26 protein-coding genes and 1 pseudogene are annotated in these 26,075 nt (G+C 72.4%); 10 read left to right on the top strand and 17 right to left on the bottom strand.

The genetic code is table 11. From position 1 onward, the window contains the following. Position 1: 1 nt before the first annotated feature. On the bottom strand, positions 2–1,267 hold the full coding sequence (locus ABTW95_RS10765) for a putative quinol monooxygenase (RefSeq protein WP_500226155.1): 1,266 nt from the start codon (positions 1,265–1,267) through the stop codon (positions 2–4). 164 nt (positions 1,268–1,431) lie between these two features. On the opposite strand from ABTW95_RS10765, the gene ABTW95_RS10760 reads away from it, so the two are divergent. Both ABTW95_RS10760 and ABTW95_RS10755 read left to right on the top strand, forming a co-directional pair. Next, positions 1,432–2,088, top strand: coding sequence for a sigma-70 family RNA polymerase sigma factor (locus tag ABTW95_RS10760; protein WP_396446266.1), 657 nt, complete (start codon positions 1,432–1,434; stop codon positions 2,086–2,088). A 337-nt stretch (positions 2,089–2,425) separates the two neighbouring features. Further along, entirely contained in the window at positions 2,426–3,295 is an 870-nt protein-coding gene (locus ABTW95_RS10755) for an HAD family hydrolase (protein WP_396446265.1), read from the top strand. 43 nt (positions 3,296–3,338) lie between these two features. On the opposite strand, the gene ABTW95_RS10750 is transcribed toward ABTW95_RS10755, so the two are convergent. The 6 genes from ABTW95_RS10750 to ABTW95_RS10725 form a co-directional block, all read right to left on the bottom strand. Beyond that, positions 3,339–4,274: a lysophospholipid acyltransferase family protein gene (locus ABTW95_RS10750; protein WP_500226151.1), complete on the bottom strand. Its 936-nt coding sequence runs from the start codon at positions 4,272–4,274 to the stop codon at positions 3,339–3,341. A 13-nt stretch (positions 4,275–4,287) separates the two neighbouring features. Beyond that, a complete protein-coding gene (locus tag ABTW95_RS10745; RefSeq protein WP_500226148.1) occupies positions 4,288–5,283 on the bottom strand; it encodes an NAD-dependent epimerase/dehydratase family protein in 996 nt (331 codons plus the stop codon). Positions 5,284–5,331: 48 nt separating this feature from the next. After that, positions 5,332–5,430 carry a 30S ribosomal protein bS22 gene (locus ABTW95_RS10740; protein WP_018654693.1) on the bottom strand — a complete coding sequence of 33 codons (99 nt, stop codon included), beginning with the start codon at positions 5,428–5,430 and terminating at the stop codon, positions 5,332–5,334. A 461-nt stretch (positions 5,431–5,891) separates the two neighbouring features. Further along, positions 5,892–6,095 carry a helix-turn-helix domain-containing protein gene (locus tag ABTW95_RS10735; protein WP_021591693.1) on the bottom strand — a complete coding sequence of 68 codons (204 nt, stop codon included), beginning with the start codon at positions 6,093–6,095 and terminating at the stop codon, positions 5,892–5,894. Positions 6,096–6,447: 352 nt separating this feature from the next. Further along, complete coding sequence (locus tag ABTW95_RS10730) at positions 6,448–7,308, bottom strand: phosphatase (RefSeq protein ID WP_396446262.1); 861 nt, start codon at positions 7,306–7,308, stop codon at positions 6,448–6,450. A gap of 11 nt (positions 7,309–7,319) precedes the next feature. Further along, positions 7,320–8,534 (bottom strand): acetoin utilization protein AcuC, encoded by a 1,215-nt coding sequence (locus ABTW95_RS10725; protein WP_396446261.1) that lies wholly within the window; start codon positions 8,532–8,534, stop codon positions 7,320–7,322. Positions 8,535–8,661: 127 nt separating this feature from the next. Here ABTW95_RS10725 and ABTW95_RS10720 point away from each other — a divergent pair, with 127 nt between their 5' ends. After that, on the top strand, positions 8,662–9,642 hold the full coding sequence (locus tag ABTW95_RS10720) for an alpha/beta hydrolase (RefSeq protein ID WP_396446260.1): 981 nt from the start codon (positions 8,662–8,664) through the stop codon (positions 9,640–9,642). 42 nt (positions 9,643–9,684) lie between these two features. Here ABTW95_RS10720 and ABTW95_RS10715 read toward each other — a convergent pair whose 3' ends face one another. The 8 genes and pseudogenes from ABTW95_RS10715 to ABTW95_RS10680 form a co-directional block, all read right to left on the bottom strand. Next, entirely contained in the window at positions 9,685–10,122 is a 438-nt protein-coding gene (locus tag ABTW95_RS10715) for a hypothetical protein (RefSeq protein WP_396446259.1), read from the bottom strand. 66 nt (positions 10,123–10,188) lie between these two features. Next, positions 10,189–10,986: pseudogene (proC, locus tag ABTW95_RS10710) on the bottom strand (pyrroline-5-carboxylate reductase); the annotation flags it as partial. A gap of 51 nt (positions 10,987–11,037) precedes the next feature. Beyond that, positions 11,038–11,958, bottom strand: coding sequence for a proline dehydrogenase family protein (locus ABTW95_RS10705; RefSeq protein ID WP_500226230.1), 921 nt, complete (start codon positions 11,956–11,958; stop codon positions 11,038–11,040). A gap of 52 nt (positions 11,959–12,010) precedes the next feature. Next, the gene (locus tag ABTW95_RS10700; RefSeq protein ID WP_396446258.1) at positions 12,011–13,189 is read right to left on the bottom strand and encodes an LCP family protein; all 1,179 of its coding nucleotides are present in this window, start codon (positions 13,187–13,189) and stop codon (positions 12,011–12,013) included. An 801-nt stretch (positions 13,190–13,990) separates the two neighbouring features. Further along, positions 13,991–14,725, bottom strand: coding sequence for an ABC transporter permease (locus ABTW95_RS10695; RefSeq protein ID WP_500226143.1), 735 nt, complete (start codon positions 14,723–14,725; stop codon positions 13,991–13,993). Then, a complete protein-coding gene (locus ABTW95_RS10690) occupies positions 14,722–15,471 on the bottom strand; it encodes an ABC transporter ATP-binding protein (RefSeq protein ID WP_396452441.1) in 750 nt (249 codons plus the stop codon). The genes ABTW95_RS10695 and ABTW95_RS10690 overlap by 4 nt, the downstream gene beginning before the upstream one ends. An 81-nt stretch (positions 15,472–15,552) precedes the next feature. Beyond that, entirely contained in the window at positions 15,553–16,137 is a 585-nt protein-coding gene (locus tag ABTW95_RS10685; RefSeq protein ID WP_396452439.1) for a TetR/AcrR family transcriptional regulator, read from the bottom strand. Next, complete coding sequence (locus tag ABTW95_RS10680) at positions 16,134–17,018, bottom strand: sugar phosphate isomerase/epimerase family protein (RefSeq protein ID WP_396452437.1); 885 nt, start codon at positions 17,016–17,018, stop codon at positions 16,134–16,136. The genes ABTW95_RS10685 and ABTW95_RS10680 overlap by 4 nt, the downstream gene beginning before the upstream one ends. Before the next feature lie 155 nt (positions 17,019–17,173). On the opposite strand from ABTW95_RS10680, the gene ABTW95_RS10675 reads away from it, so the two are divergent. From ABTW95_RS10675 to disA, 4 genes are all read left to right on the top strand, one after another. Further along, entirely contained in the window at positions 17,174–17,872 is a 699-nt protein-coding gene (locus ABTW95_RS10675; RefSeq protein ID WP_500226140.1) for a class I SAM-dependent methyltransferase, read from the top strand. 36 nt (positions 17,873–17,908) lie between these two features. After that, a complete protein-coding gene (locus ABTW95_RS10670; protein WP_500226139.1) occupies positions 17,909–18,973 on the top strand; it encodes an alpha/beta fold hydrolase in 1,065 nt (354 codons plus the stop codon). A gap of 30 nt (positions 18,974–19,003) precedes the next feature. Continuing rightward, positions 19,004–20,440: a DNA repair protein RadA gene (gene radA, locus ABTW95_RS10665; RefSeq protein WP_500226137.1), complete on the top strand. Its 1,437-nt coding sequence runs from the start codon at positions 19,004–19,006 to the stop codon at positions 20,438–20,440. A gap of 113 nt (positions 20,441–20,553) precedes the next feature. Continuing rightward, entirely contained in the window at positions 20,554–21,636 is a 1,083-nt protein-coding gene (gene disA, locus ABTW95_RS10660) for a DNA integrity scanning diadenylate cyclase DisA (protein WP_396452429.1), read from the top strand. Positions 21,637–21,723: 87 nt separating this feature from the next. Here disA and ABTW95_RS10655 read toward each other — a convergent pair whose 3' ends face one another. After that, the gene (locus tag ABTW95_RS10655; RefSeq protein WP_500226136.1) at positions 21,724–22,341 is read right to left on the bottom strand and encodes a hypothetical protein; all 618 of its coding nucleotides are present in this window, start codon (positions 22,339–22,341) and stop codon (positions 21,724–21,726) included. 69 nt (positions 22,342–22,410) lie between these two features. Here ABTW95_RS10655 and ABTW95_RS10650 point away from each other — a divergent pair, with 69 nt between their 5' ends. Together ABTW95_RS10650 and add are read left to right on the top strand one after the other, a co-directional pair. Beyond that, positions 22,411–23,289 (top strand): HhH-GPD family protein, encoded by an 879-nt coding sequence (locus ABTW95_RS10650; protein ID WP_500226134.1) that lies wholly within the window; start codon positions 22,411–22,413, stop codon positions 23,287–23,289. Positions 23,290–23,472: 183 nt separating this feature from the next. After that, complete coding sequence (add, locus tag ABTW95_RS10645) at positions 23,473–24,486, top strand: adenosine deaminase (RefSeq protein WP_500226132.1); 1,014 nt, start codon at positions 23,473–23,475, stop codon at positions 24,484–24,486. Between the two features lie 13 nt (positions 24,487–24,499). On the opposite strand, the gene ABTW95_RS10640 is transcribed toward add, so the two are convergent. Further along, positions 24,500–25,189 carry a hypothetical protein gene (locus tag ABTW95_RS10640; protein ID WP_500226130.1) on the bottom strand — a complete coding sequence of 230 codons (690 nt, stop codon included), beginning with the start codon at positions 25,187–25,189 and terminating at the stop codon, positions 24,500–24,502. Positions 25,190–25,570: 381 nt separating this feature from the next. Between ABTW95_RS10640 and ABTW95_RS10635 the strand changes: the two genes are divergently transcribed. Next, entirely contained in the window at positions 25,571–25,780 is a 210-nt protein-coding gene (locus ABTW95_RS10635; RefSeq protein WP_500226128.1) for a S1 RNA-binding domain-containing protein, read from the top strand. The last annotated feature ends 295 nt before the right edge of the window (positions 25,781–26,075 follow it).

Raw genomic sequence — 26,075 nt, 5'->3', positions numbered from 1 at the left:
GTCACCGCCCCGGGAAGTCGGGCGCCGGCAGCGGCACCTTGGCGGCGCCGAGCCTCAGCTCGATCACGTTCGTGGCCAGCACGTGGGTGCGCGACTCGGCGAGGAATCGGCGCAGGTGCGCCTGCCCGCGGTGCGCGGCGAACGCCGCCTCGTCCCGGAACAGCTGGTAGAAGATCCGCTGCGTGGGGCCGCCGACCACCTCGTGGCAGGCGAAGATCACCGTGTCCGGCTCGGTGGCGAGCGCCGCCTTCACCAGGTCGGCGGCGAGCCGGTCGAAGGCCTCCTCGCGCCCGTCCAGCAGCGTGTAGACGGTGATCTGGCCGCACGCGTTCGCCAGCTCCCCGCCCACCGGCGGCGCGCCGGCGGGTGCCCCGGCGGCGCCCAGGCCGTCGACGGCGGTGGGCCCGGCCGGGTTGTCGGACGGGAAGCGCAGCTCCTCGGCGGCCGGCTCGGGGAACCGCAGCTCCCCGCGCCGCGGCTCCGGGGACGGCGTCGGCGCGGGGACGGGCTCGGCCTTGCCCGCGTACGCCTGCTCCTCGTAGCCGGTCGCGGGCTCGTCGGCGTAGCCGCCCTGGCCGGCGTAGTCGTCGTAGCCCTCGTCCTCGTCGTAGACGGGGATCGTGCGCATCGCGCCGTACCAGACCAGGCCCGCGGCGGCGCCGACGGCGATCACCGCGAGCGGCGCGGGCAGGAACCCGCGGGTGCCGCTGACCACGAGGACGCCCGCGAGCGCGACCAGCGCGACCGGGATGAGCAGCTCGGCGGCCTCCTGGTCCTGCTTGCTCGCCAGCCACGCGGTGACCCCGGTGCACGCGGCCAGCGAGATCACCGCGACGACGTGCGCGCCGTCGATCAGCAGCAGCGGCAGCGCGTCGTAGGTGGCGCTCGGCTTGGGCAGGCTCTTGGACAGCGAGCCCTTGAGCGGGTCCAGGATCAGGATGACGATCGCGACGACCGTGTAGGAGATCGCGAACAGCCAGGCGGCGAACCGCACCTGCACGTACCGCGCGATCAGCTCGATCATGCCGAGCGCGAGCCAGACCGGCCCGATCAGCGCGGCGCCGAGCTCCATGACGCGGAACAGCGCGCCATTGAACCCCGCCATGAAGCCGACCGCCATGCACAGCAGCGCGAGCGTCAGCCCGACCTGGGTGAACGACCAGGCGATGAGGTAGAGCAGCCGGTCCTTTTGGGCGCGCTGGATCAGCAACCCGGTGGCCGCCAGGGCACCAAGGGTCGCCAGAAGCGCGAGAAGAGCATCGACCATCGCGCCTAATGGTGCCCGATGGCGGGGGCCGACGGGTAACCGCGCCGCCGAAGAGGCGCGCGGGGCGGGGGGTCGGGCCGTGGAACGGCCATTGCCTCCCGTACCTTCCGGTATCTAGAGTGGCAGATCACGCCGGAGGTCGCGTACGCCCCGAGGAGAACTGCATGAGCAGCTTGACCCTCGACGCCGGGGTCGTCCCGCTTCTTTGGCGTACCCGGCCCCGCGACGCCCGCCCCGGCGAGCCCGGGGCCGACCGGGCGGAGGTCCTCAAGGCGCTGGTGCTCCGCGCCCGGGACGGCGACGCCGACGCCTTCGGCTCCCTGTACGACCACTACGTCGAACTCGTCTACCGGTACATCTACTACCGGGTCGGAACGCACTCCCTCACCGAGGACCTGACGAGCGAGACGTTCCTGCGCGCGCTCCGCCGGATCTGCGACTTCCACTGGCAGGGCAAGGACTTCGGCGCCTGGCTGGTGACGATCGCCCGGAACCTGGTCGCCGACCACTTCAAGTCCGGCCGCTACCGGCTGGAGGTCTGCACCGCCGAGCTGATCGAGCCGGAACGCCGGAACGGGGACCGCCACCAGGAGGGGCCGGAGCGGGCCGTCCTGGACGCCATGACCAACCGGACGCTGCTGCTGGCCGTCCGGCGGCTCGGGTCCGAGCAGCAGGAGTGCGTCGTGCTGCGCTTCCTGCACGGCCTGTCGGTCGCCGAGACCGCGCTGATCATGGGCAAGAAGCCGGGCGCGATCAAGGCGCTGCAGTACCGCGCGGTCCGGTCGCTCGGCCGCATGCTCCCCGACGACCTGCGTCGTTGACGCGCGGCGGCGGAACCTTATTAGACTATCTACCAATTGATTGCCGGGCCGTAACCCGCCGCGCCGCCCGCTCGTTTGTGCGGGCAGGGGCGCGTTGCGCCCGGATTCCGCAAGGGAGCGGCCGATGAGAACCGGGCTGTGAAGACGAGGCGAGGAAGAGGCGTCGAGCGGGGGAACGCGCTGGCCCGGCTGCGGGTCGGCGGGACGGGGCCGGATCCGCGGTTCCGTGAAGTGCTGCGCGAACGGCTGATGGCGGCCGCGAACGACAGAAGTGAAGAGTGTCGCAATCACCGCCGGGACGGCGGCCGCGGGGAGGCGGTTGACTAGAGTTCGCCTCATGCGGCGATTCTGGCAGCGCGACGTGGACCACAAGAGCGCCGGGGAGGCCGCCGCCGCGGCCGCGGCCCCTCCGGGCCCGCTCCCCGCGCCCGACCCCGCGGCGGCCGCGTTCTTCGACGTCGACAACACGATGATGCGCGGCGCGTCCATCTACTACTTCGCGCGCGGGCTCGCCGCCCGCAAGCTGTTCACCATGCGCGACCTCGCGATGTTCGCGTGGGGGCAGGCCCTGTTCCGGATGCGCGGCACCGAGAACTCCGAGCACATCGGCAGCGCCAAGGAGGCCGCGCTCGCGTTCGTCGCCGGGCAGCGGGTCGACCAGATCGTCACGCTCAGCGAGGAGATCTATGACGAGGTCATGGCCGACCGCATCTGGCACGGCACCCGCACCCTCGCCCTCCAGCACCTCGACGCCGGCCAGCAGGTGTGGCTCGTCACCGCCACGCCCGTCGAGGTCGCCCGGACGATCGCGCACCGCCTCGGCCTGACCGGCGCGCTCGGCACCGTCGCCGAGACCCGCGAGGGCGTCTACACCGGGCGGCTCGTCGGGAACCTGCTGCACGGGCCGGCGAAGGCGGAGGCGGTCCGCGCGCTCGCCCACCGCGAGGGCCTCGACCTCGCCCGCTGCTCCGCCTACAGCGACTCGATCAACGACCTGCCGATGCTGACGGCCGTCGGGCACCCGCACGCCGTCAACCCCGACGCCGAGCTGCGCGCCCACGCCAAGGAGAACGGCTGGCCGATCCACGACTTCCGCACCGGCCGCAAGGTCACGATGGTCGCGCTCCCGGCCGCCGCCGGAGCGGGCGCCCTGGCGGGCGGCGTGGCGGCCGGAATCGCCCTCCGCCGCCACTACCGCGCCAGCTGACCGATCGGTCGCGTCCTCCCGCTGCGCCGGCCCTCGGGCCGGTTCACAGGAACGCGGGGCCGCGGCGCAGCAGCGCCTCGTACAGCATGTGCTGGATGTTCTCGCGGACGTGGTCGGTGATCTCGAACACCGTCATCGGGTCGTCGGCGTCGCCGGGGTCGTACTCGTCCAGCGTCATGGGCTCGCCGAACTGGATCACCCAGCGGGACGGCAGCGGGACGAGGCCGCCGAGGCCCAGCAGCGGGAACGTCGGCGTGATCGGGAAGTACGGGAGGCCGAGCAGCCGGGCCAGCGGGCGCAGGTCGGCGATCTTGGGGTAGATCTCCTCGGCGCCGACGATGGCGCAGGGGACGATGGGGACGCCGGCGCGCAGCGCGGTGCCGACGAAGCCGCCGCGGCCGAAGCGCTGCAGCTTGTACCGCTCGGCGAACGGCTTGCCGATGCCCTTGAAGCCCTCCGGGAAGACGCCGACCAGCTCGCCCTTGCCGAGGAGGCGGGCGGCGTCGGCCTGGCAGGCGAGGGTGTGGCCGGCCTTGCGGGCGAGGTGGCCGAGCACCGGGATCTGGTAGACGAGGTCGGCGCCGAGCAGCCGGACGCACCGGTCGGCGTTGTCGTGCAGCGCGACCGTCAGCATCAGCGCGTCGAGCGGGATGGTGCCCGAGTGGTTCGCGACGAGCAGCGCGCCGCCCTCCGGGACGTTCTCCAGCCCGGCGAGCTCGACGCGGAACCAGTGCTCGTACAGGGCGCGGGCGAGCGGCAGCAGGATCGTGGAGTTGAACTCGGGGTCGAAGCCGAACTCGTCCACCTCGTACTCGCCGGCCAGCCGGCGGCGCAGGAACGCGAGCCCGGACGCGAGGGTCCGCTCCAGCGGGCTCTGCTCCGGCTCGGAGTCGGCGGACTCCTCCCGGTGGTGGCCGGTGGCCAGCCGGATGACCTGCGCGCCCTCGTCCCCGTCGTCGGCGTGGTGGGCGTTCATCATCCGCGGTCCCCCTTCAGGTGCGTCCGAGCAGGCCCGTCAGCCGGCCGCGGCCGAGGCCCTGGGCCGCGGCGAAGTCGGCGAAGGCCGCCTCGGAGCTGTACTTGGGACGCCACGACAGCTCGTTCTCCAGTGCGGTGGTGTCGATGACCCGGCCGTACGTCAGCCACCGCAGCAGCTCGGGCGAGAACCCGGACAGGCCCGCGAACCGGCGGCCCATGTCGCCGAGCACCGAGAGCGACGGCGCCGGGACGGGCACGTAGGGCCGTCCGGCGCGCCGCAGCGCCTGGGAGAGCAGCAGCACGCCGTCCCCGGCGACGTTGTAGCAGCCGGGGTGGTCCTCGGTGGTCATGCGGTGCAGCACCTCGACTCCGTCGTCCTCGTGGACGAACTGCAGCCGCGGGTCGAAGCCCAGCACGGTCGGGACGACCGGCAGGTGCAGGTACCGGGTGAACGGGGAGTCGACGCCCGGGCCGAGGAAGTTCGCGAACCGCAGCACCGACACGGTGAGGTCGGAGCGGCGCCGCATCAGCCCGCGGACGTAGCCCTCCACCTCGACGGCGTCCTTGGCGTAGCCCGTCCTCGGCGGCTCGACGGGCTCGTCCCGCTCGGTGAAGACGGCCGGGTCCATCGGCGACGACCCGTACACGGCGGCCGAGGACCGCACGACGAGCTTGCGCATGTCGGGCGAGCGCTGGCAGGCCGCGAGCAGCTGCATCGTGCCGATGATGTTGAGCTCTTTCACCTTCGCCCGGGGGGCGCTCGAAGAGGTCACCAGGTTGAGGTGGACCACCGTGTCCACCCCGGCCGATGCGATGATCTTCGCGATGCCGGGCGTGCGGATGTCCACGCGGACGAACTCGGTGCGCCCCAGGGACTCCACGGGCGGCACCGTGTCCACGCCGATGACCCGCTCGATGCCCGGGTCCGCCTGCAGGGCGTTCGCGACCCGCGCCCCCAGGAAACGGGAGACGCCCGTGACGAGGACGACACGGGCCGCGGCGGCGGGCATGGAGGACACTGTGCGCCCCACCCCTTCACGGCTGAGTTGCCGGCGTGATCACTTCTTGTTGCGGCGCTGGATACGCGTCTTCTTCAGCAGCTTGCGGTGCTTCTTCTTGGCCATCCTCTTGCGGCGCTTCTTGATGACAGAGCCCACGGGACCTCGCTCGGCGAATCGGGTGATGTGCAGGAGACGAACGTGCCGCGGAGAAGCCCGCAGAAGAGCAGGGCTCGGTGAGCGCGCACGGTCCGCCGCCCAAGACTACCGCCGAACGAACGGAGATCACGCCGCGGCCCGTCCCGTACCGGCGCACGGCGCGTTCGCGACGCGGCGTCCGGCACCGCGCGTCGCACGGCGCCGGGCACCGTCGCACCGGGGCGGGCACCCGCGTCGGCTGCCCGTCCCGCTCGGTGTCCGGACCGACTCGCCGGATCGGGGCGGGCGGAGGCGCAGCCCCCGTTCCCCCGACGCCGGCTCCGGCGGCTCGGCGGCCGCCGGCCGGTCCTCGTCCTGCATCCCCAGCTTCGGAGCGGTCCGGGGGGATCGCTCCGACGCCCCCTGCACGGCCGGGTGGTGAGTATGCGGCGGGGTCGTTGCTCATGCCCCGCCCTTACCCGCTATCCGGCTTCGATGTACGCGTCGCGCAGGTAGTCGTGAACGGCCTGCTCGGGAACCCGGAACGAGCGCCCCACGCGGATCGCGGGGAGCTCGCCCGAGTGGACGAGGCGGTAGACGGTCATCTTGGACACCCGCATGACCGCCGCCACTTCGGCCACGGTCAGGAACCTGACCTCACTCAGAGGTCGCTCGCCTGAGGTCATCGGACGCCCTCTTCCACACGTGCCGCGCACCGGCCCTTCGGGTGACTTTGATCACGCACGTGTACTTCCTCCAGCGTAAATCGCGTATCGGCAGTCGCAAGAGGGGAGTTCCGCACATTTCCGTATCCTGACCTGACTCGCGGGTGACAGTGCTGAGCCCGTACGCAGCGCGAACGTGACGGCACTACGCGTGCCAGGGCGAACGGTTGTCAACCACAACCCCGCGCTGACCTGCGGTTCCGCCGTTCCCGATGGCGCTGCGCAAGCCCATGCGCCCCGTTACGGCAGCCCTGTCACACGCAGTGACAGGACGGCCGGGCGCCAGAGCGGCCCGGCGCGCAGGTAAGGGAAGTCAATCGAAAGTGGACAGACCGGCACGATCAAGGATGTAGGCGGTCAGCGGCGCGTAGTGCTGCGCGGAGATGCCGTCGTCGAGCGGCACGACCACGTCGATCTTGCCCTCGGCGGCCCCGGCGAACAGCGCCGGGTCGTTACAGTCCGCGAACCCCACGGTGTCGATGCCCGCCTGACCGGCGGCTCCGGCCCAGCCGTGATCAGCGATGGCCAGATCCGGCCAAATATCAGGTTTAGCCTCCGGAGATCCGTCAGAGGCGCTAGAAGCCAGCTCCCGGAGCATGGCCTCCATCGGGTGCGGGTCGTGCGTGTGGTGGGTCCGGTAGTCGTCGCCCTCCAGCATCGCGACGCCCGGCTCGGCGTAGACGATGCGGCGCAGGTCCGCGCCGCCGTAGCCGGTCTCGATCTCGTACGTCCAGCCCGCCGCGGGCGCCAGCACCCGGCAGCCGGCCTCGTCCAGCGCCCGCGCTATCGCCCGGTACAGGGGCGTCAGCGTCGCCGGATGGCCGGTCGCGAGGACCACGTTCTCTTTGCGGCGGGCCGCGAGGCCGATGCGGTCGCCCATCGCCTCAAGGGTGTCGAGCGTGATGTCCGGGTCGATGGTGTCGTCCCCGTACAGGTGCCTGGGGTCGGGGTTGACGCCGCAGCGCTCGACCATCATCTCCAGGACGGTCCGCTCCGTCCACGTCGGCTTCAGCTCCAGGCCGAACTGGTAGTACGGGTGCCCGGCGGCCATCCGCCGGTAGTGCAGCAGGTTGTTCTGGCGCGGCGTCGCCACGTCGCCGGCGATCATCGTCCGGACGAGGTGGGCGCGCAGCTCGTCACGGGTCGGCGCGGGCTTCACGGGGGCGGGTTCCACGGGTGCGTGCCTCACTCGTCGGTCATCGGGTCGAGGCCGTGCTCGGGGAACACCGCCCGGCGCGTCGCCAGGATCGCCTGGTCGATCGGGCTCGCCGGATCGTAGCCGTCCCCCCAGCGGTTGACCTCCACCACGTCCGTGCCGTCCGTCATCCGGCGCGGGGCGATCTCCTCGGTCCGCTCCCGGACGAAGTCGCGCCACTCCTCCGGGGTCGCCGTGCCCGGCGGGATCGGCCCGCCCGCCGCCTCGGCGAGCAGGTGCGTCCAGGCGCGCGGCACCACTTGGACCAGCTCGTAGCCGCCGCCTCCGGTGAGCACCCACCGGCCGCCCGCGGTCTCGTGCGCCAGCCGGTGCAGCAGCGAGTACGCCGTGCGCTGCCCGTCCACGCTGAGGATGAGGTGCGCGAGCGGGTCGAGCGCGTGCCCGTCGGCGCCCTGCTGCGTCACGAGGACGTCGGGGCGGAACCGGCGCAGCAGCGGCGGGATGATCGCGTCGAACGCGCGCAGCCACGGCCGGTCTCCGGTGCCGGGCGGCAGCGAGATGTTGACGGACGTGCCCTCCGCGCCCGTCTCGTCGGGGAAGCCGGTGCCGGGGAACAGGGTGCGCGGCGTCTCGTGGAGGCTGATCGTCAGCACGCGCGGGTCGTCGTAGAACGCGGCCTGGACGCCGTCGCCGTGGTGGACGTCGATGTCGACGTACGCGACGCGCTCGGCGCCGTTCTCCAGCAGCCACGCGATCGCGATGGCCGGGTCGTTGTAGACGCAGAACCCGCTGGCTGCGCCGCTGAGCGCGTGGTGCAGGCCGCCGGAGATGTTGGCGGCGTGCTCGGCCCCGCCGTTCCACACCGCCTCGGCCGCGGCCACCGACGCGCCCGCGACCAGCGCCGACGCCTCGTGCATGCCGAGGAAGATCGGGTTGTCGGTGGTGCCGAGGCCGTGCCGGGCGTCGGGCAGCCCGGTCGCGCCGGCGTGCTTGACCGCCGCGATGTAGGACTCCTCGTGGACGAGCCCGAGCAGCTTGTCGCCGGCCGCCTCGAACGGCGACACGCGCACGTTGGGACGGTCCAGCACGCCGAGCTCGCGGGCCAGCGCCATCGTCAGCTCGACCCGGACGGGGTTCATGGGGTGGCCGGGGCCGAAGTCGTAGGAGATGAGCCGCTCGTCCCAGAAGATCTCGAGTCCGCAGTTCTCGGGCGGGGAGGACCGGGACGAATCGGTACTGCTCATGGCCTCACGGTATCGCGAGCGTCACGTGACCCGGCTCACGCGGGCCGCCGATCCGGACTGTGACGTGAATTACTGCCCAAAAACGGGCATACCGATCGCACGACGTCAAAATACCAAAGGGGGGTACATGGACAGCCCGAGCGTGCGCAGCCGTGCGATCAGCAGCGCTCTGCGGCTGGGCGTCCGGCCTCTCCTGCACTACCTCCCGGGCCATGCCACCGGGATCCGGACGGCCCGCTCCACGGTGGACGCGGCCTCCTTACTGATGCGGCCCTGCGGAGGGGTGCGGATCGAGGGGCTGAACGAGCGGCCCGGCGGGGACCTCGGCGAACGCCCGGTCAAAGGCGAGTGGCTCTTCCCCCGGGACGCCCCCGAGGGACCGCCCGGCGGCGCCGTCCTCTACCTGCACGGCGGCGGATACGTGGCCTGCTCGCCGCGCACCCACCGGCCGATCACGTCGCGGCTCGCGCACGACACGGGCCTGCCGGTCCTCGCCCCCCGGTACCGGCTGGCGCCCGAGCACCCGTTCCCGGCGCCGCTGGAGGACGCCGTCACCGCCTACCGCTGGCTGCTCGCGCGCGGCGTCCCCGCGTCCGGCATCGTGATCGCGGGCGACTCGGCCGGCGGGCACCTCGCCGCCGTGCTCGCCGGGGAGATCTGCCGGCTGGACCTGCCGGCCCCGGCCGGGCTCGCCCTGTTCTCCCCGTGGGTCGACCTGACCTGCGAGCTCTCCGCTCAGGCGCAGGACGGCGCCCGCGACCCGTACATCAGCGCCGCGTCGGCGCGCCGGGTCGCCCGCCTCGTGGTGGGGCCGGCCGGATTCGACGACCCGCGGCTGGCCCTGCTCACCTGCGCCTGGACGGACGTGCCGCCCGTCCTCATCCAGGTCGGCGGCGCCGAGGTGCTGCGCACCGAGGCCGAGGCGTTCGCGGACGCGCTGCGCAGCGCCGGCGCCGACTGCGACCTCCAGGTCTGGGACGGCCAGATGCACGTCTTCCAGATCCTGAACCGCGTGCTGCCCGAGGCCGGCGAGGCGATGCGCGAGGCGGCCGAGTTCATCTGCTCGGTCACGCACCACACCTCCCCCGGCCGGACCGAGGCGGCCTGATCCCGCCCGCACCCGCCCTGCCCCTGTCGAAGGCGGGTGCGGTCAGAACCGGCCGGCGGGCTCGCGCTCGAACATCTCGTCCTCCTCCTCGCGGCGCCGGCCGCCCGCGACGAAGAATCCGGCGAGGGCGGCCAGCGCGGCGCCGCCCTCGCCGACGAGGCTGATCGTCTTGTCGAGGTACCAGACGGGCTCGTGCATGTCGGGCAGCGGCCCGAGCACCCCGGGGTCGGCGTAGTAGTAGAGGACGACGGCGCCGGCCGCGCTCCCCGCCACCAGGAGCGCCAGCGCGTACGCCCACCGGGTGCCGTAGGTGAGGACGACGACGGCGACCACCCCGGCGACCGCCGCCTGGATCCGGAAGAGATCGTCGCCGCCGATGGACCCGCCCTCGACATAGGCCATGTCGGGCGCGAACATCCAGTGCACGATGGCGTCCGCCGCCAGCCCGGCGGCGACGATCAGGCGGAGTATGAGTCCCATACCCCTAACACGAACGGACCCCCCGCACCGGCTCAGTTCAAAGATGAACTTTTCGTGGGAACCGGTTCAGCCGCTCGCGAGTTCGCGCCCCCGGTTGCGGGCGGCCTCGATGGCCTCCAGGACGGCCGCGCGGACGCCGTGCCGCTCCAGCTCGCGGATCGCCGAGATCGTCGTCCCGCCCGGGGAGGTGACCGCCTCGCGCAGCAGCACCGGGTGCTCGCCGGAGTCGCGGAGCATGATCGCCGCGCCGACGGCCGACTGGATCACCATCTCCAGCGCGGCGGCGCGCGGCATGCCGAGCAGGATGCCCGCGTCCACCATCGCCTCGACCAGGTAGTAGAAGTACGCCGGGCCGCTGCCGGACAGGGCCGTCGCGCCGTCCTGCAGCGACTCGGGGATGCGCAGCACCTTCCCGACCGGGGAGAGCAGCTCCTCGGCCAGCTTCAGGTGCTCCTCCGCCGCGTGCGAGCCGGGCGAGATCACGCTCATCGCCTCGTCCACGTGCACGGGCGTGTTCGACATGACGCGGACGACGGGCACGCCCTCCGGCAGCCGCGCCTCGATGAACCCGGTCGTGATGCCCGCCGCCATCGAGATCACCAGCCGCCCGGGCGGGACGTGCGCGCCGATCTCGTCCAGCAGGGCGCCCATGTCCTGCGGCTTGACCGCGAGGACCAGCGTCTCGGCCTTCGCGGCGGCCTCCGCGTTCGGCACGATCTCGATGCCGTACCGCTCGCGCAGCAGCGCGGCCCGCTCCTCCCGGCGCGCGGTCGCCATCAGCTCGGACGGGCGGCGGCCGGCCCGGAGCACCCCGGACAGCAGCGCCTCGCCCATCTTCCCGGCACCCAGAATCGCGATCATCGGCTTACCTTGACGTGCGGCTTCAACGACCGGTCCAGCTTAGTGCCGGGCGGGTCACGACCGTCCGGCGAGGGAGCGCACGAAGAAGCGGAGGTTGGCGGGGCGTTCGGCCAGGCGCCGCATGAGGTACGGGTACCACTCGCGCCCGAAGGCGACGTAGACGCGGACCTGCGCGCCCTGCGCGGCCAGCCGGCGCTGCTCCTGCGGGCGGACGCCGTAGAGCATCTGGTACTCGAACGTGTCGGCGTCGCGCTCGTGCAGGACCGACAGCGCTCCGGCGATGTCGATGAGCCGGGGGTCGTGCGTGGCGAGCATCGGGTAGCCCTTGCCCGCCATCAGGACCTTCATACAGCGGACGAACGACTTGTCGACCTCTTCCCGGTCGGTGAAGGCCACCGCCGCGGGCGCCGAGTACGCGCCCTTGCACAGCCTCACCCGCGACCCCTCATAGGCCAGTTCCGCGCAGTGCTCCTCCGCCCTCCGCAGGTACGCCTGGACGACAGCGCCCACATCGGGGAAGTCGCGCCGCAGCTCGTGGACGATCCGCAGGGTCGAGTCGACGGTCGTGTGCTCTTCCATGTCGAGCGTGACCGTCGTACCGGCGGACCTGGCGGCCTCGCACACCCGCCTCGCGTTCTCCATGGCGAGGTCTTCGTCGAAGGTCTGCCCGACGGCCGAGAGCTTCAGCGACACCTCGGCGCGCGTGCCGAGCCCGGCGGCGCCGAGCCGCTCCAGCAGCTCGATGTACTGGGCGACGTTCGCCTCGGCGCGTCCCTTGTCGTGCGTGTCCTCGCCGAGGACGTCCAGGGTGACGAGCAGCCCTTCGCCGGTCAGCCGGTCGGTGACGCGCGCCGCGTCCTCGATCGTCTCGCCCGCGATGAAGCGGCGGACGACGTCGCCGGTGAACGGCGCGGTCTCCACGACCTTGCGCGCGCCGTCACTGCGCGACGCGACGAGCAACGCCTGTCGAAGCACTGTGCGCACCCCTTGCTCCCTGGACCTCCTCGTCCCAGGTTAAGCCCGGCGATCACGAAACGGTGCCGAGGTTGTCGCCGCCTCCGTGCTGCTTGACGTAGTCCTGCATCTGCGCGGTCTTGACGGCGTCGAACAGCTGCTTCGCCTTCGCGCCGTCCACGAACACCACGCTCTGCTTGCCGCGCATGCCGGTGCCCTTGTGCGGGAGCGTCATGAACGTCACGTCCGACACCCGGACGCTGCGCATGCTCAGCGCCAGCGAGCGGAGGTCGCCCGCCGACACGCCCTCGTCCACGCTGATCGACTTGGACAGCGCGGACAGGAACCGGTCGAGCTTCAGCGGGTTGGTGAGCGTGCCGCGGGCGGCGGCCTGCTTGGCGAGCGCGCTGAGGAACGCCTGCTGCCGCTTGATCCGGTCGAAGTCGCCGTTGGGCAGGTTGTAGCGCTGCCGGACGAACAGGAGCGCCTCCTCGCCGTTCAGCTTCTGCTTGCCGGCCGTCCACTGCTTCTTGCGCGCCGGGTCGTACACGCTCTGCTTGATGTTGACGGTGACGCCGCCGAGCGCGTCCGTCATCGCCTTGAACCCCTCGAAGTCGATCGCGCCGTAGTGGTCGATCCGGATGCCGGTGAGGTTCTCCATCGTCTCGATCAGCAGCTTCGGCCCGCCGAACGAGAACGCCGCGTTGATCTTCTGGTTGCCGTAGCCGGGGATCTCGACCCACGAGTCGCGCGGGAACGAGATGATGTACGCCTTCTTCCGGTCCGCCGGCAGGTGCAGCAGCATGATCGTGTCGGTGCGCTGCTGCCCCGGCTTCCAGACCTGGTTGCCCTCCCCGGTCGTCGGCGCGTCGGCCCGCGAGTCCGACCCGACGAGCAGCCAGTTCTCGGTGCCCTCCACGTTCGGCCCCGGGCGGTTCGCCTGGTCGGTCGGCATCACGCCCTTGATCCGGTCGATGTTGCCGTTGTAGGACGACTGGCGCTGCCACAGCAGCCCGCCGACGCCGGCCACGAGCAGCGCGACGAACACCCCGATCGCGATCAGGACGCGCGGCCACCGCCGCTTGCGCTTGCGCTCCGCACCGTCGGCAGCCGCCCAGAACGCGTCGCCGGCGTCGCCGCCGGAGTTGTCGGGCCCCGCGGGGGCCTCGGTGGCCTGAGCGGCCGCCGGTGCCTGCGGGCCCTGGTCGGCCCGCTGCGGCGGCCGCGGTCCGGGATGATCTGGCGCGGTCATGGCGCAGAAGCTACCAGCACGATCGACCAGGGATGGCCCACTTCAACCCACCTGTCCGATTAAGGCGCAACACCCCCACCCAGGTAAACCAGAACCCCCCTTCACGGGTCGCCCCCTAGATACACGCAATACGCCGGCGGAGCGCCACCGCACCCAACACCAGTGCCACACCCCCCGGCACCTCTTGCACGAGCACGATCGAAACCCTCTTGGACCAGACCAGGAGCACCAACCGAAGCGCCCACCACGGGCATGCCCTGCGCCGCCAACGGGGCTTCCAGAGGTCGCCACCTGGACCAACACAGCCGCCTCTTGGACGAGCACAATTCACACCCTCTTGGACCAGGCCCGAGCCGTGGCCACCGACCGAAGCGGCGGCCACGGGCAGGCACGCGGAGGGCGCTCCAGCGCCCGGAGCGGGCATGCCCGGCGACGCAGGCGACCGCAGCGACCCCGCACACGCCCGTCACAGGCACGACAGACCGCAACAAAGTCGCGAGGATCGCCTGCGTCGCTGACGGGGGTTCCAGGGGGTCGCCCCCCTGGGCAAACACAGCCGCCTCTTGGACGAGCACAATTCACACCCTCTTGGACCAGACCCGAGCCGTGGCCACGGACCGAAGCGGCGGTCACGGGCAGGCACGCGGAGGGCGCTCTAGCGCCCGGAGCGGGCATGCCCGACGACGCAGGCGACCGCAGCGACCCCGCACAAACCGCAACAGGCACAGAAACCGCAACAAAGTCGCGAGGATCGCCTGCGTCGCTGACGGGGGGTCCGGGGGGTCGCCCCCCCCCCCGGAGTTACGGCGTACGCCGACGGAGTGTGACTGCGCCCAGGATTAGGGCTACGACTGTGAACGCCGCTATGACGGTTACGTCGAGGGTGAGGGTGGCGGTGAAGTCGGGGCTGGCGCTGATCTCCTGCATGCCCTCTACCGCGTACGACAGGGGCAGGACGTCGGAGGTCACGTTCAGCCAGGTCGCCATGTCGTCGCGCGGCATGATCAGCCCGCAGAGCAGCATCTGCGGGAGGACGAACGCGGGCATGAACTGGACGGCCTGGAATTCGGTCCGGGCGAACGCGCTGGCGAACAGGCCGAGCGACATGCCGAGCAGCGCGTCCAGCACGGAGACGAGGATCAGCGATCCCAAGGAGCCGTTCAGGTCGAGGCCGAGCCAGGTCAGCGAGATCGCCAGCACGAACCCGACCTGCACGAGCGCGAGCAGGCCGAAGGCGAGCGCGTAGCCGAGGAGCAGGTCGAGCTTGCCGAACGGCATGGTCATCAGGCGTTCGAGGGTGCCGCTCGTCCGCTCCCGGAGGGTGGCGACGCTGGTCACGACGAACATGACGATGAACGGGAACAGGCCGAGCAGCATCGGCCCGAGCCGGTCGAACAGCATCGGCTGGTCGAACACGTAGCGCAGCAGGACCATCAGCAGCGTCGGGACGGCGATCAGCAGCGCGAGCGTGCGGTGGTCGTGCCTGAGCTGCACGAGGATGCGCCGCATCGTGGCGAACGTGACGGCCGCGCTCATGCCGGGCTCCCGGTCTTCTCGGTGATCAGGTGCAGGAACGCCGCTTCGAGGTCGGCCGTGCCGGTGCGGGAGCGCAGCCCGTCCGGGGTGCCGTCGGCGAGGATCACGCCCTCGCGCATGAGGAGGAGGCGGTCGGTGCGGCCCGCCTCGTCCATGACGTGGCTGGTCACGACGAGGGTGGCGCCGCGGTCGGCGAGTTCGCGGAACAGCTCCCACAGCTCCTGGCGCAGGAGGGGGTCGAGGCCGACGGTCGGCTCGTCCAGGACGATCAGTTCGGGCGCGCCGAGCAGCGCGACGGCGAGGTTGGCGCGGCTGAGCTGCCCGCCGGACAGCGTCGCGGCGGTCTGGTCGCGGTTCCGGCCGAGCCCGACCTCGTCGATGACGCGGTCGACGTCCGAGCGGGGCGCGCGCAGCACGGACGCGAAGTAGCGCAGGTTCTCGGCGACGGTCAGGTCGGCGTACACGGCCGGGGACTGCGTCGCGTAGCCGACGCGGCGGCGCAGCCCGGCCGACCCGGCGGGTTCGCCGAGCACGGTCACCGTGCCGCTCTTCACGATCTGGACGCCGACGAGCGCCCTGATCAGCGTGGTCTTCCCGCAGCCGCTCGGGCCGACCAGCCCGAGGACCGAGCCGCGCGGGACGTCGAAGGTGAGCCCGTGCAGCACCTCGCGGCCGCCGCGCACCACCCGCAGGTCGCGGACGCTCACGGCCGGCTCGGCGCCGCTCGCCGGGCTAGAACTCATCATGTGTTGAATTTATGCCGTCGCCCGAACCCGGTCAAGGGGTCCGGGCATGGGCCCGCGCGCGGCGGGCGTGCGGGGCGGGGGTCAGGAGGTCAGGTAGCGCTGGATGGTCGGCGCCACCAGATCGATCAGCTCGTCCTCGGAGGCGGACGCCAGCGGCTCTATGCGCAGCACGTAGCGCAGGATCATCAGGCCGATCATCTGGCCGGCGGCCGCCTGGATGCCGAGCGGCGGCGCCTCGGTGGCCTGCCGGGCGCGGCCGAACAGGGCGACCGAGACGAACTCGCGCAGCAGCGCCGCCGCCCGCTCGTTCGTCATCGCCGAGCGGAGCATCGCCAGCATGGGGGCGCGGCGGTCGTCGTCCCCCCATACGTCCAGGAACGTGCGGACCATCGTCTCGCCGACCCGGTCGCGGGGGGCCGCCATGACGCGCGGCAGGATGACGGACGGGTCCACCGGGAAGCGCATCGCCTCGATGAACACGCCCTCCTTGTTGCCGAAGAAGTGGTGGACGAGGGCGGGGTCGACGCCGGCGGCGCGGGCGATGGCGCGCAGCGACGCGCCGTCGTAGCCCTTCTCGGCGAACAGCTCGCGGGCGGCGGCCAGGATCTGCTCGCGGGTCTCGGTCGGGCCGGGCCGGCGGCCCCGCGGCGCGGCGGTGCTGGTCACCGGGCGCCCCGGCGGGTGACCTCCCCGGCCGGCGTGACCTCCCAGGTGCGGTCGGCGGCCGCGAGGTGCAGACGGGCGAACGCCAGGGCCTCGGCGAGGTCCTCCATCCGCTCGACGCGGCTGGACGCCCGCCGGGTGTTGACCTCCAGGACGATGTGCCCGCGGAAGCCGCCCTCGGCGAGGTTCTCCAGCATCGCCCCGCACGGCTGGTTGCCCCGGCCGGGGACGAGGTGCTCGTCCTTGTTCGTGATGCCCACGCCGTCGGCGAGGTGGATGTGCCGCAGCCGGTCGCCCAGGCTGCCCGCCATGTCGATGGCGTCCGACCCCGACACGGCGGTGTGGGACAGGTCGAGGGTGACGTGCGGGTAGTCCTGGTCGACGGGGTTCCAGTCGGGCAGGTACATGCCCGCTTCGGCGCCGCGCGCCTTGAGCGGGAACATGTTCTCCACCGCGAACAGGACGTCCGTCTCGTCCTGCATGCGGGCGAGGCCCTCGACGAACTCCTTGGCGTAGTCGCGCTGCCAGCGGAACGGCGGGTGGACGACGACGACCTCGGCGCCCAGCGCCTCGGCGACGTCCTTGGAGCGGATGAGTTTGCCCCAGGGCTCGCGCCCCCACACCCGCTGGGTGAGCAGCAGGCAGGGCGCGTGGATCGACTTGATCGGCACCTGGTGGTAGTCGGACAGCCGGCGCAGGACGTTCAGGTCCTGCGAGGAGGCGTCCGTGGAGACCATGACCTCGACGCCGTCGTAGCCCAGCAGCGCGGCGATCTCGAACGCGCTCGGTACCTTCTCGGGGTAGACCGACGCGGTGGAGAGCGTGATCGGCGCGTCCGGTACCCGGAGAGCCGGTGTACTGACGCCGTTGTGCTGCGGGGTCAAGGCTTCCTCGCCAGGAATGATCGCTCGACGGTGTGATCGGGCCTGATGGTCATCGGGTTCGCACGGTAAAGCCTATGCGGCGGCGGCCGTGATGAAACAACCGCCCGGAGTGATCCTCATTGCTCTGCCCCCGGCGCCGACTACCCTCGGTCGCCGTGGCCGAGATCGCGCCGGGCGCCGTGCCGAGCCCCAACATCTGGAATTCTCCCCAGGTCTACGAGGTGGAGAACCGCGCCGTCGACCCCGACGGCGTGCTCGCCGGCGCGATGCGCGCCATCCGCCCGTGGGACGGCGCCGACGTCCTGGACGTCGGCTGCGGCACCGGCTTCCACCTGCCGTTCTTCGCCGCGGCCGCGCGCCGCGTGATCGGCGTGGAGCCGCACGCCGCGCTCGCCTCGGCGGCGGCGCGCCGCACCCGCGGCCTCCCCAACGTCACGGTCCGTGTCGGCGCGGCGCAGGCGTTGCCGCTTCCGGACGCCTCGATCGACGTCGTCCACGCCCGCTGGGCGTACTTCTTCGGGCCGGGCTGCGAACCGGGCCTCCGCGAGCTGGAGCGCGTCGTCCGGCGCGGCGGGGCGATCTTCATCATCGACAACGACGCCACCCGCTCCACGTTCGGCCGCTGGTTCCGGCGCAGCCTGCCGGAATACGACCCGGCCGCCGTCGAGCGGTTCTGGTCGCGGCGCGGCTTCTCCCGCGAGGCGCTGACGATCCGGTGGTCGTTCCAGAGCAGGGACGACTTCGCCGCCGTCCTGCGCATCGAGTTCCCGCCCGAGCTGGCGGACGACTGCCTGCGCGAACATCCGGGCACCGAGGTGGACTATGCCGTTAATTTGTGGTGGCGTTGCCCCTGAGTTACTGACTGGTCGGTCATACAGGAGGTGCGGACCATGGGCCGTGTCACTGCTGGAAGAGCGCTCGGCGGCCTCGCCGCCGCCACCGCCGTCGGCGCGGCCGGCGCCGGGGCCGGGCTGGTCGCCCAGCGCCGCGCCATGCGCCGGCTCCAGCTGCGCCCCGACCCCTTCGCCGGCGAGCCGTTCGGGTCGCTGCGCGGCCGCCCCGTCCCCGTCCGGGCCGAGGACGGCACCCGCCTCTACGCCGAGATCGACGGCGCCGACCGCACCGACCTCGCCGTCGTGTTCTCGCACGGCTGGACCCTCACCCAGGACTCCTGGCACTTCCAGCGCAAGGCCCTGCGCGGCCTCGGCCGGCTCGTCTTCTGGGACCATCGCGGCCACGGCCGCTCCGACGGCGGCGCCCGCGACGGGTACGCGATCCCCCGCCTCGCCGCCGACCTCGCCGCCGTCATCGAGGCCACCGTCCCCGCCGAAACGCCCGTCGTCCTCGTCGGCCACTCCATGGGCGGCATGACGGTCATGCGCTACTGCGACGAGAACCCCGGCCTCGTCGGACGCAAGATCATCGCGACCGGGCTGCTGTGCACCTCGTCCGGCGCCCTCGGCGAGGTCACCCTCGGCATGCCCGCGCTCGTCGCGCGCGCCACCCACCGCGTCCTGCCGCGCGCCCTCGCCGCGCTCGGCGCCGGGTCCGGCGCCATCGAGAGGGTCCGCCACCTCGGCCGCGACGCCGCCACCCTCGTCGAGGACCTCGTCGCCTTCGGCCCGGACGCCAGCCCCGCCGCGGTCGCCTTCTCCGAGCAGATGATGACCGAGACCCGCATGGACGCGTTCGCCGACTACTTCCGCTCCATGATCACGACGGACGTCATCAGCGACTGCGCGTCCCTCGCCGGCGCCGACGCCCTCGTCATCGGCGGCGAGAACGACATGCTCACCCCGGTCGAGCACAGCCTCAAGATCGCCTCCTGCGTCCCGTCCGCGCGGCTGGAGGTCGTCCCCGGCGCCGGCCACATGGCCATGCTGGAACGGCCGGGCACCGTCTCCGACCACCTCGGCGACCTGATCGAACGCGCCCGCAAGGCGCACGCCGCGTAACTGTCGGCGGCGGGCTCTAGGCTGCCGCGCATGGCGAAGGCGAAGACGGCCAAGGCGGCCTACCGGTGCTCGGAGTGCGGGTGGCAGACGTCCAAGTGGGTCGGGCGCTGCGGCGAGTGCCAGACGTGGGGGACGGTCACCGAGGCGGCGTCCGCCACGCCGGCGCGGGTCGTGTCCGCGGGCCCGGTCAGCGCCCCGGCGCGGCCGATCGGGCAGGTGGACGTCCGGTCGGCGCGGACGCGGCCCACGGGCCTGGACGAGCTCGACCGCGTCCTCGGCGGCGGCATCGTGCCGGGGGCCGTCCTGCTGCTGGCCGGGGAGCCGGGCATCGGGAAGTCGACGCTGCTGCTGGAGGTCGCCGCGCTCGCCTCGACCGCGGCCGAGGGCGGCGCCGAGGAGGGCGGCGCCGAGAACGTCCTCTACGTGACCGGCGAGGAGTCGGCCGAGCAGGTGCGGCTGCGCGCCGACCGGGTCGGCGCGATCACCGACCGCCTGTACCTCGCGGCGGAGACCGAGCTGTCGGCGATCCTCGGGCACATCGACTCGGTGGAGCCCTCGCTGCTCGTCGTCGACTCCATCCAGACGATCGGGACGTCCGAGGTCGACGGCGCGCCCGGCGGCGTCACGCAGATCCGCGAGGTCGCCGCGAACCTGATCAGGGTCGCGAAGGAGCGCGGCATCACCGTCGTCCTCGTCGGCCACGTCACCAAGGAGGGCGCGATCGCCGGGCCGCGCCTGCTGGAGCACCTGGTCGACGTCGTCCTCTACTTCGAGGGCGACCGGCACTCGCGGCTCCGCATGATCCGCGCGGTGAAGAACCGGTACGGCCCCACCGACGAGCTGGGCTGCTTCGACCTCTCCGAAGTCGGCATCGTCGGGCTGCCCGACCCGAGCGGCCTGTTCCTCACCCGCCGCGAGGAACCCGTCCCCGGCACCTGCGTGACCGTCACCCTGGAGGGCCGCCGCCCGCTCGTCGCGGAGGTGCAGTCGCTCGTCGCGAAGTCGCACCTGCCCGCGCCGCGCCGGGCCGCGTCCGGGCTGGACACCTCCCGCGTGGCGATGGTCCTCGCCGTCCTCGCGCAGCGCTGCAAGATCTCCATGCACGAGCAGGACGTGTACGTCTCGACGGTCGGCGGGGTGCGGCTCAGCGAGACGTCCGTCGACCTGGCCCTCGCCCTGGCCGTGGCGGGCTCGACGGTCGAGCAGGCGCTGTCCAACAGCCTGATCGCGCTCGGCGAGGTCGGGCTCGCCGGGGAGGTCCGCGTCGTGCCCGGCGTCCAGCGGCGGCTCGCGGAGGCGGTGCGGCTCGGTTTCAAGCACGCCGTCGTCCCGCGCGGCTCCCTCGAACTCGCCGACGGATCGCCGCTGCGGCGCGCGGACCCGCAGCTCAGCAGCTACGAGGGCATGAAGGTGATGGAGGTGGACAGCCTGCAGCAGGCCCTGCAGGTCGCGTTTACGGCGCCCTGACGGGGGTCACGCCAGAGTATTACTGCACACAACTCAGGCTTGCGACCTGGGGAGGAACCAGGGTCCGGTCCGCCTCGGTAAACTGACGCCGTCCAGCGACCTCCGGGGGTCAGGTGCCAGCACACGACAAGGGTCATGACGAACGACGCCGCGCCACCTTGGCAGCGGTGGCCCCGGGCACCCAGATCCGCGACGGACTCGAGCGGATCCTGCGGGGCCATACCGGCGGCCTGATCGTCCTCGGCTACGACAAACCGGTCGAGGAACTCTGCACGGGCGGTTTCGAACTCGACGTCGAGTTCTCCGCGACCCGGCTGCGCGAGCTCGCCAAGATGGACGGCGCGATCGTCCTCGACCACACCCACACCCGCATCGTCCGCGCCGCGGTCCACCTCGTGCCCGACTCGACCATCCCCACCGAGGAGTCGGGGACGCGGCACCGCACCGCCGAGCGCGTCGCCCGCCAGACCGGCCTCCCGGTCATCTCGGTCAGCCAGTCGATGCACATCATCGCGCTGTACCTGGACGGGATCCGCTACGTCCTCGAAGACTCGGCGGCCATCCTCTCCAAGGCCAACCAGGCCCTGGCCACGCTCGAACGCTACAAACTCCGCCTGGACGAGGTCTCCGGCACCCTCTCCGCCCTCGAAATCGAAGACCTCGTCACCGTCCGCGACGTCAGCGCCGTCGTCCAGCGCCTCGAAATGGTGCGGCGCATCGCCGACGAGATCGAGGGCTACGTCGTCGAGCTCGGCACCGACGGCCGCCTGCTCTCCCTCCAGCTGGACGAGCTGGTCTCCGGCGTCGACGCCGACCGGGAGCTGATCGTCCGCGACTACCCGTCCGACGACACCCGCGCCCGCGGCGTCGCCGCCATACTGTCGTCCCTCGACACCCTCACCGCGAACGAGCTGCTCGACCTGTCCACGGTCGCCGAGGTGATGGGCTTCGCCGGCCCGGACGCCCTCGACCTGCCGGTCAGCCCCAAGGGCTTCCGGCTCCTCGCGAAGGTCCCGCGGCTGCCGAGCATGGTCGTCGAACGCCTCGTCGAGCACTTCGGCGGCCTGCAGAAACTGCTCGCCGCCAGCATCGACGACCTCCAGGCGGTCGGCGGCGTGGGCGAATCCCGCGCCCGCAGCGTCCGCGAGGGCCTCTCCCGCCTCGCCGAATCCTCGATCCTGGAACGCTACGTCTGACCGGCGCACGCGGCCGCCGGGCACCCGCCGCGATCGGCGGGGGCGGGACCCGCGACCGGGCGCGGCGCCTCCGGAACGTTCCGCGGGTCAGCGGAGGTGGAAGACGCGGTCCTTGACCTTCATGCCCTTGAGGGAGGCGACATAGGTGCCGGGGCGAGCGCGGGTGCCGCCCTTGCAGCCGCGCTCACGGTCCCAGGTGACGGTGTCGACGTAGGGGATCCCGCGGCGGAGCTTCTCCTTGGGCGCGTCACCGCGGCGGCACTCGGCGGACGACCAGATGCGGTCCGGCCCGGACGTGATGCGGACGTCCAGCGAACCCGTGTCGAACGTGCAGGTGCCGGCGCCGATGTTGACGACCGTGATCCGGAACTCCGGCCGCTCGGAGCCCCTGTAGGTGGTGCCGGCGGCCGACATGTTCACGACGAGGTCCGCGTCGCCGCAGGGGCCGCCGTCGCTCCCCGCTTCCGGCTTGGGCGTGGTCGTCGTGGTGACCGTGACCGTCGGCATCGCGGTGGGGGGCGGCGCCGACGCGCTCGCGCTCGCGGCCGCCTTCGCGTCCCCGACGGGCTCGCCCTCCCCCGTCCCGGCGCACGCCCAGGCCAGCAGGCCGACCGCGCCGAGCACGCCCGCCAGGGCCACCGCGCGGCGCCGCCAGTACTGGTCCAGCCCCGAACCCCCAGAGTCACGTCGAGTACTCGGACACATGCGGTCAGTATGCATTCAGTGAACCGGAAAGAGGGGACGACCCGCCGCGTGCCACAATGGCCGCGCACCATGAACCTGAACTCCGCCTACACCGCCCCGATCCTCGACTGGTACGAGGCGAACGCCCGGGATCTGCCGTGGCGGGCGCCGGACGCGACCCCGTGGGGCGTCCTCGTCAGCGAGATCATGCTCCAGCAGACGCCGGTCGCCCGCGTCCTGCCCGTGTGGGACGCCTGGATGACGCGCTGGCCGACCCCTGCCGCCCTCGCCGCCGAACCGTCCGGCGAGGCCGTCCGGGCGTGGGGGCGGCTCGGCTACCCGCGCCGGGCCCTGCGCCTGCACGAGAGCGCCCGCGCGATCACCGAACGGCACGGCGGCGAGGTGCCGTCCTCCCGCGAGGAGCTGCTCGCGCTGCCCGGCATCGGCGCGTACACGGCCGCCGCCGTCGCGAGCTTCGCGTTCAAGCAGCGGCACGCCGTCCTCGACACCAACGTCCGGCGCGTCCTGGCCCGGCTGGTGTCGGGCGTCGAGTACCCGCCGAAGTCGCAGACGAAGGCGGAGGCGGCGCTCGCGGAGAGCCTCCTGCCGGTCGATCCCGCGACCGCCGCCCGCTGGGCCGTCGCCGTCATGGAACTGGGCGCGCTGGTCTGCACCGCCCGCACGCCGCGCTGCGTCGACTGCCCGGTGCTCGGCCAGTGCGCGTGGCAGCTGGCCGGACGTCCCGCCTACGACGGCCCGCCGCGCCGGGGCCAGACGTACGCGGGCACCGACCGCCAGTGCCGGGGCCGCATCCTGGCCGTACTGCGGGACGCGGACGGCCCGGTCGCGAAGCCGGCCCTCGACGTCGTCTGGTCGGACGCCGTCCAGCGTGAACGCGCCCTGGACGCCCTCATCGCCGACGGCCTGGTCGACCCCTTGGACGACGGCCGCTACGCCCTCCCCGCCTGACGGAGCCCTCACCTCATGGGACACCCACCCCCGTCCGAGCGCGTCGCTCATATCTGGTCATCGTCGGCCTGCGCGGGTGCCGACCCCCCGTCTGAGGGCGTCGCTCGCGGCCACATGCGCGTCCTCCGCGTCGCCGCGGAAAATGGTTCGGCGGCGAGGCCGAGGCGGCCGTAGCGTACCGGCGTGCGTGATCTGCTGAGCCTGCCGAAAGCCCATCTGCACGTCCATCTGGAGAGCACCATCCGGTGGTCCACGCTCCGGGAGATCGGCGCGGCGAACGGCGTGCGGGTGCCCGGCGACGTGGGCTCGTTCGGCGACTTCGCCTCGTTCTTCGCCCAGAACGACCTCGTCCGTGCGTGCCTGCGCCGCCCCGGCGACTTCCGCCGCATCGCCTACGAGTTCTGCGAGGACGAAGCCGCCCAAGGCGTCCGCTACGCCGAGGTGTCGTTCACGGCGGCCGGACACGGCGAACGGCTCGGCGACCTCGCTATGCCCCTCCAGGGCGTCCTGGAGGGCCTGGAGGCCGGGCAGGAGGCGTTCGGGATCGAGTGCCGCCTCATCCTCGACCATTCCCGGCGCCGCTCGGTGGAGCGCGCCTGGAAGACCCTCGAACTCGCCCGCCGCCACGACCGCGTCGTGGCCGTCGGCCTCGCAGGCGACGAGGCGCACCCGGGCGACCCGTTCACCGACGTCTTCGCCGCCGCCCGCGACGCCGGGCTGCACGTCGTCCACCACGCGGGCGAAGGCGAGGGGCCCGCCAGCATCCGGCAGGCCATCGGCCCCGGCCGCGCCGAGCGCCTCGGCCACGGCATCCGCGTCCTGGACGATCCCGGCCTCGTGGCGGAGGTCCGGGAACGCGGGATTCCCCTGGAGGTGTGCCCGTCGTCCAACGTCGCCCTCGGCTTCGTCTCCTCCCTCGGAGCACACCCCCTCCCCCGCCTCCGCGACGCAGGCCTGCTGGTCACCCTCAACACCGACATCCCGGCACTGATCAACACGTCGCTGACCACGGAGTACGCCAACGTGCGCGACGCCTTCGGCTACGACGACCGCACCGTCGCCGAACTGGCCCGCGACACCGTGACCGCGTCCTTCGCCCCTCCCGAAACCAAGACCCGCCTACACCGCGAGATCGCCACCTGGCTGACCCTGCCCGCGCACCCCACCCCCCGAGACCGTCCAACACCACCCGAGTGACGGCGCCTCGACGTCAGCCGGGGCGGGTAGAGGCGATGACCGTGTGCAGATGGTCGGCACGGATCTCGCGGAGGAACGGATCGGTATCGTCCTGCCACTGAGCCCACGTGCGCACGAGCGGGTGCACGGGAAGGCCGAGCCGCGCCGCGGCCTCCTGGGACGCGTCGAACGCCGCATCTGCGCCGAGGCCGCCGATCACCAGTACCTCGACATCGCGCGGCCAGTCGCCGGGGACGCCGGCGTAGCGCGCCGCCCAGGGGCCGAACAGGTGCACCTCGCGGACGGACGGGAGGCGACCGAACTCCTCGGCGACGACGGCGGCCGGCCCGAACGTCAGCATGACCAGGCGGGCCAGCGGCTCGTACAAGGGGCTCCGCTCGTCGCGGGAGACCAGGCGGCCGGCGAGCGTGCGGCGCGGCGCGAGGACGCCGGCCCGCGACAGCCGCTCGACCTCCCGCATCACCGAGGCCAGATCGGTGCGGAGCATCACCGCGAGGTCGAGCATCGACGCTTCCCGGCCCGGCCCCAGCAGGAGGCGGGCCAGCAGTTCGCCTTGCAGCCGCGACCGGAAGATGGGGAGCTGCTCCGGCGCACGGGCCCGTACGTCCCGCCGGAACGCCTGCGCGATGCGCGCCTCGCTCGCCGGCCCACGCGCCGGACGCCGATGGAACTCTGCCGCCGCACCGACCACACTCGATCGCATGTTCGAACACTATTCCTCGCCTCCGACATCCCCGGCGTTCAGCTGAATCCTCGGGGACGGGGGAGGCCGAGAGAAGTGGAACGGCGTTCTGTGGAAAACCCCGGTGCCCTGCCCACTTCGACTCGGGGATGCCGGTTGCGGCGCTGATCGTCGTCCCGGTGCTGCCGGCCGGGGTGCTGCGGCACCGACATCGGCGCTTGGCGGGCTTCGGGGTGGAGATCGCCAAGCCTCGGCGGTTATCCTCGACGCATGACTGCCGGGTCGGCGCCAAGCCGCGCACAGAAGGGTCACCCGGCGACTGCGTGATCACCGCGCGGGCCCGAGGCCCGCCCCCGTTGCGAGTACGTGCACGGCCACTCGCAACGGAAGGAGGTGACACTCATGAACTGGCAGGAATTCCTCGCACGTCACCGGGTCGGCGACGTCATCGAGGGCGTGGTGACCGCCCAGGCGCCGTTCGGTTCGTTCGTCGAATCCGAAGGCTTCACCGGGCTCGCCCATCAGCAGTCCTGGCCTGTCGGCACCCGCGTGTCGGTCAAGATCCTCGCGATCGATCCCGACAAGCAGCGGTTCAGCCTGGCCGCGGCCTGAGTGAGCGCTGATCCGGGGGAAACGGCCTCCCCCGGATCAGCGCCGTCCTGGGTGCTGGCCCGGTGGGCGCAGCTTCACAAAGTCGGAGTGCTGCCAGACGACCGTCCAGCCCGGAAAGCTCCGGTAGAAGCCGGCGAGCGTGAACGGGTCGGGGGCGTCCTGTACGGGACGGAGAGGTTCGCGCGGGGCGGTCGGCTCACATCGGCGCCCGGCTCCCCACCACCCTGTGCCTGGTGTCCGGCGCGGCGGTCCTGTGGTTCGCCGGCGGCGTGGCCACCGGCGTCACCGGCGCGTC

This window comes from Spirillospora sp. NPDC127506 (genome assembly GCF_040302145.1).
Taxonomy (GTDB): domain Bacteria; phylum Actinomycetota; class Actinomycetes; order Streptosporangiales; family Streptosporangiaceae; genus Spirillospora.
Note: the sequence above shows the minus strand (reverse complement) of the source record. Positions and strands in the feature narration are given on the sequence as shown.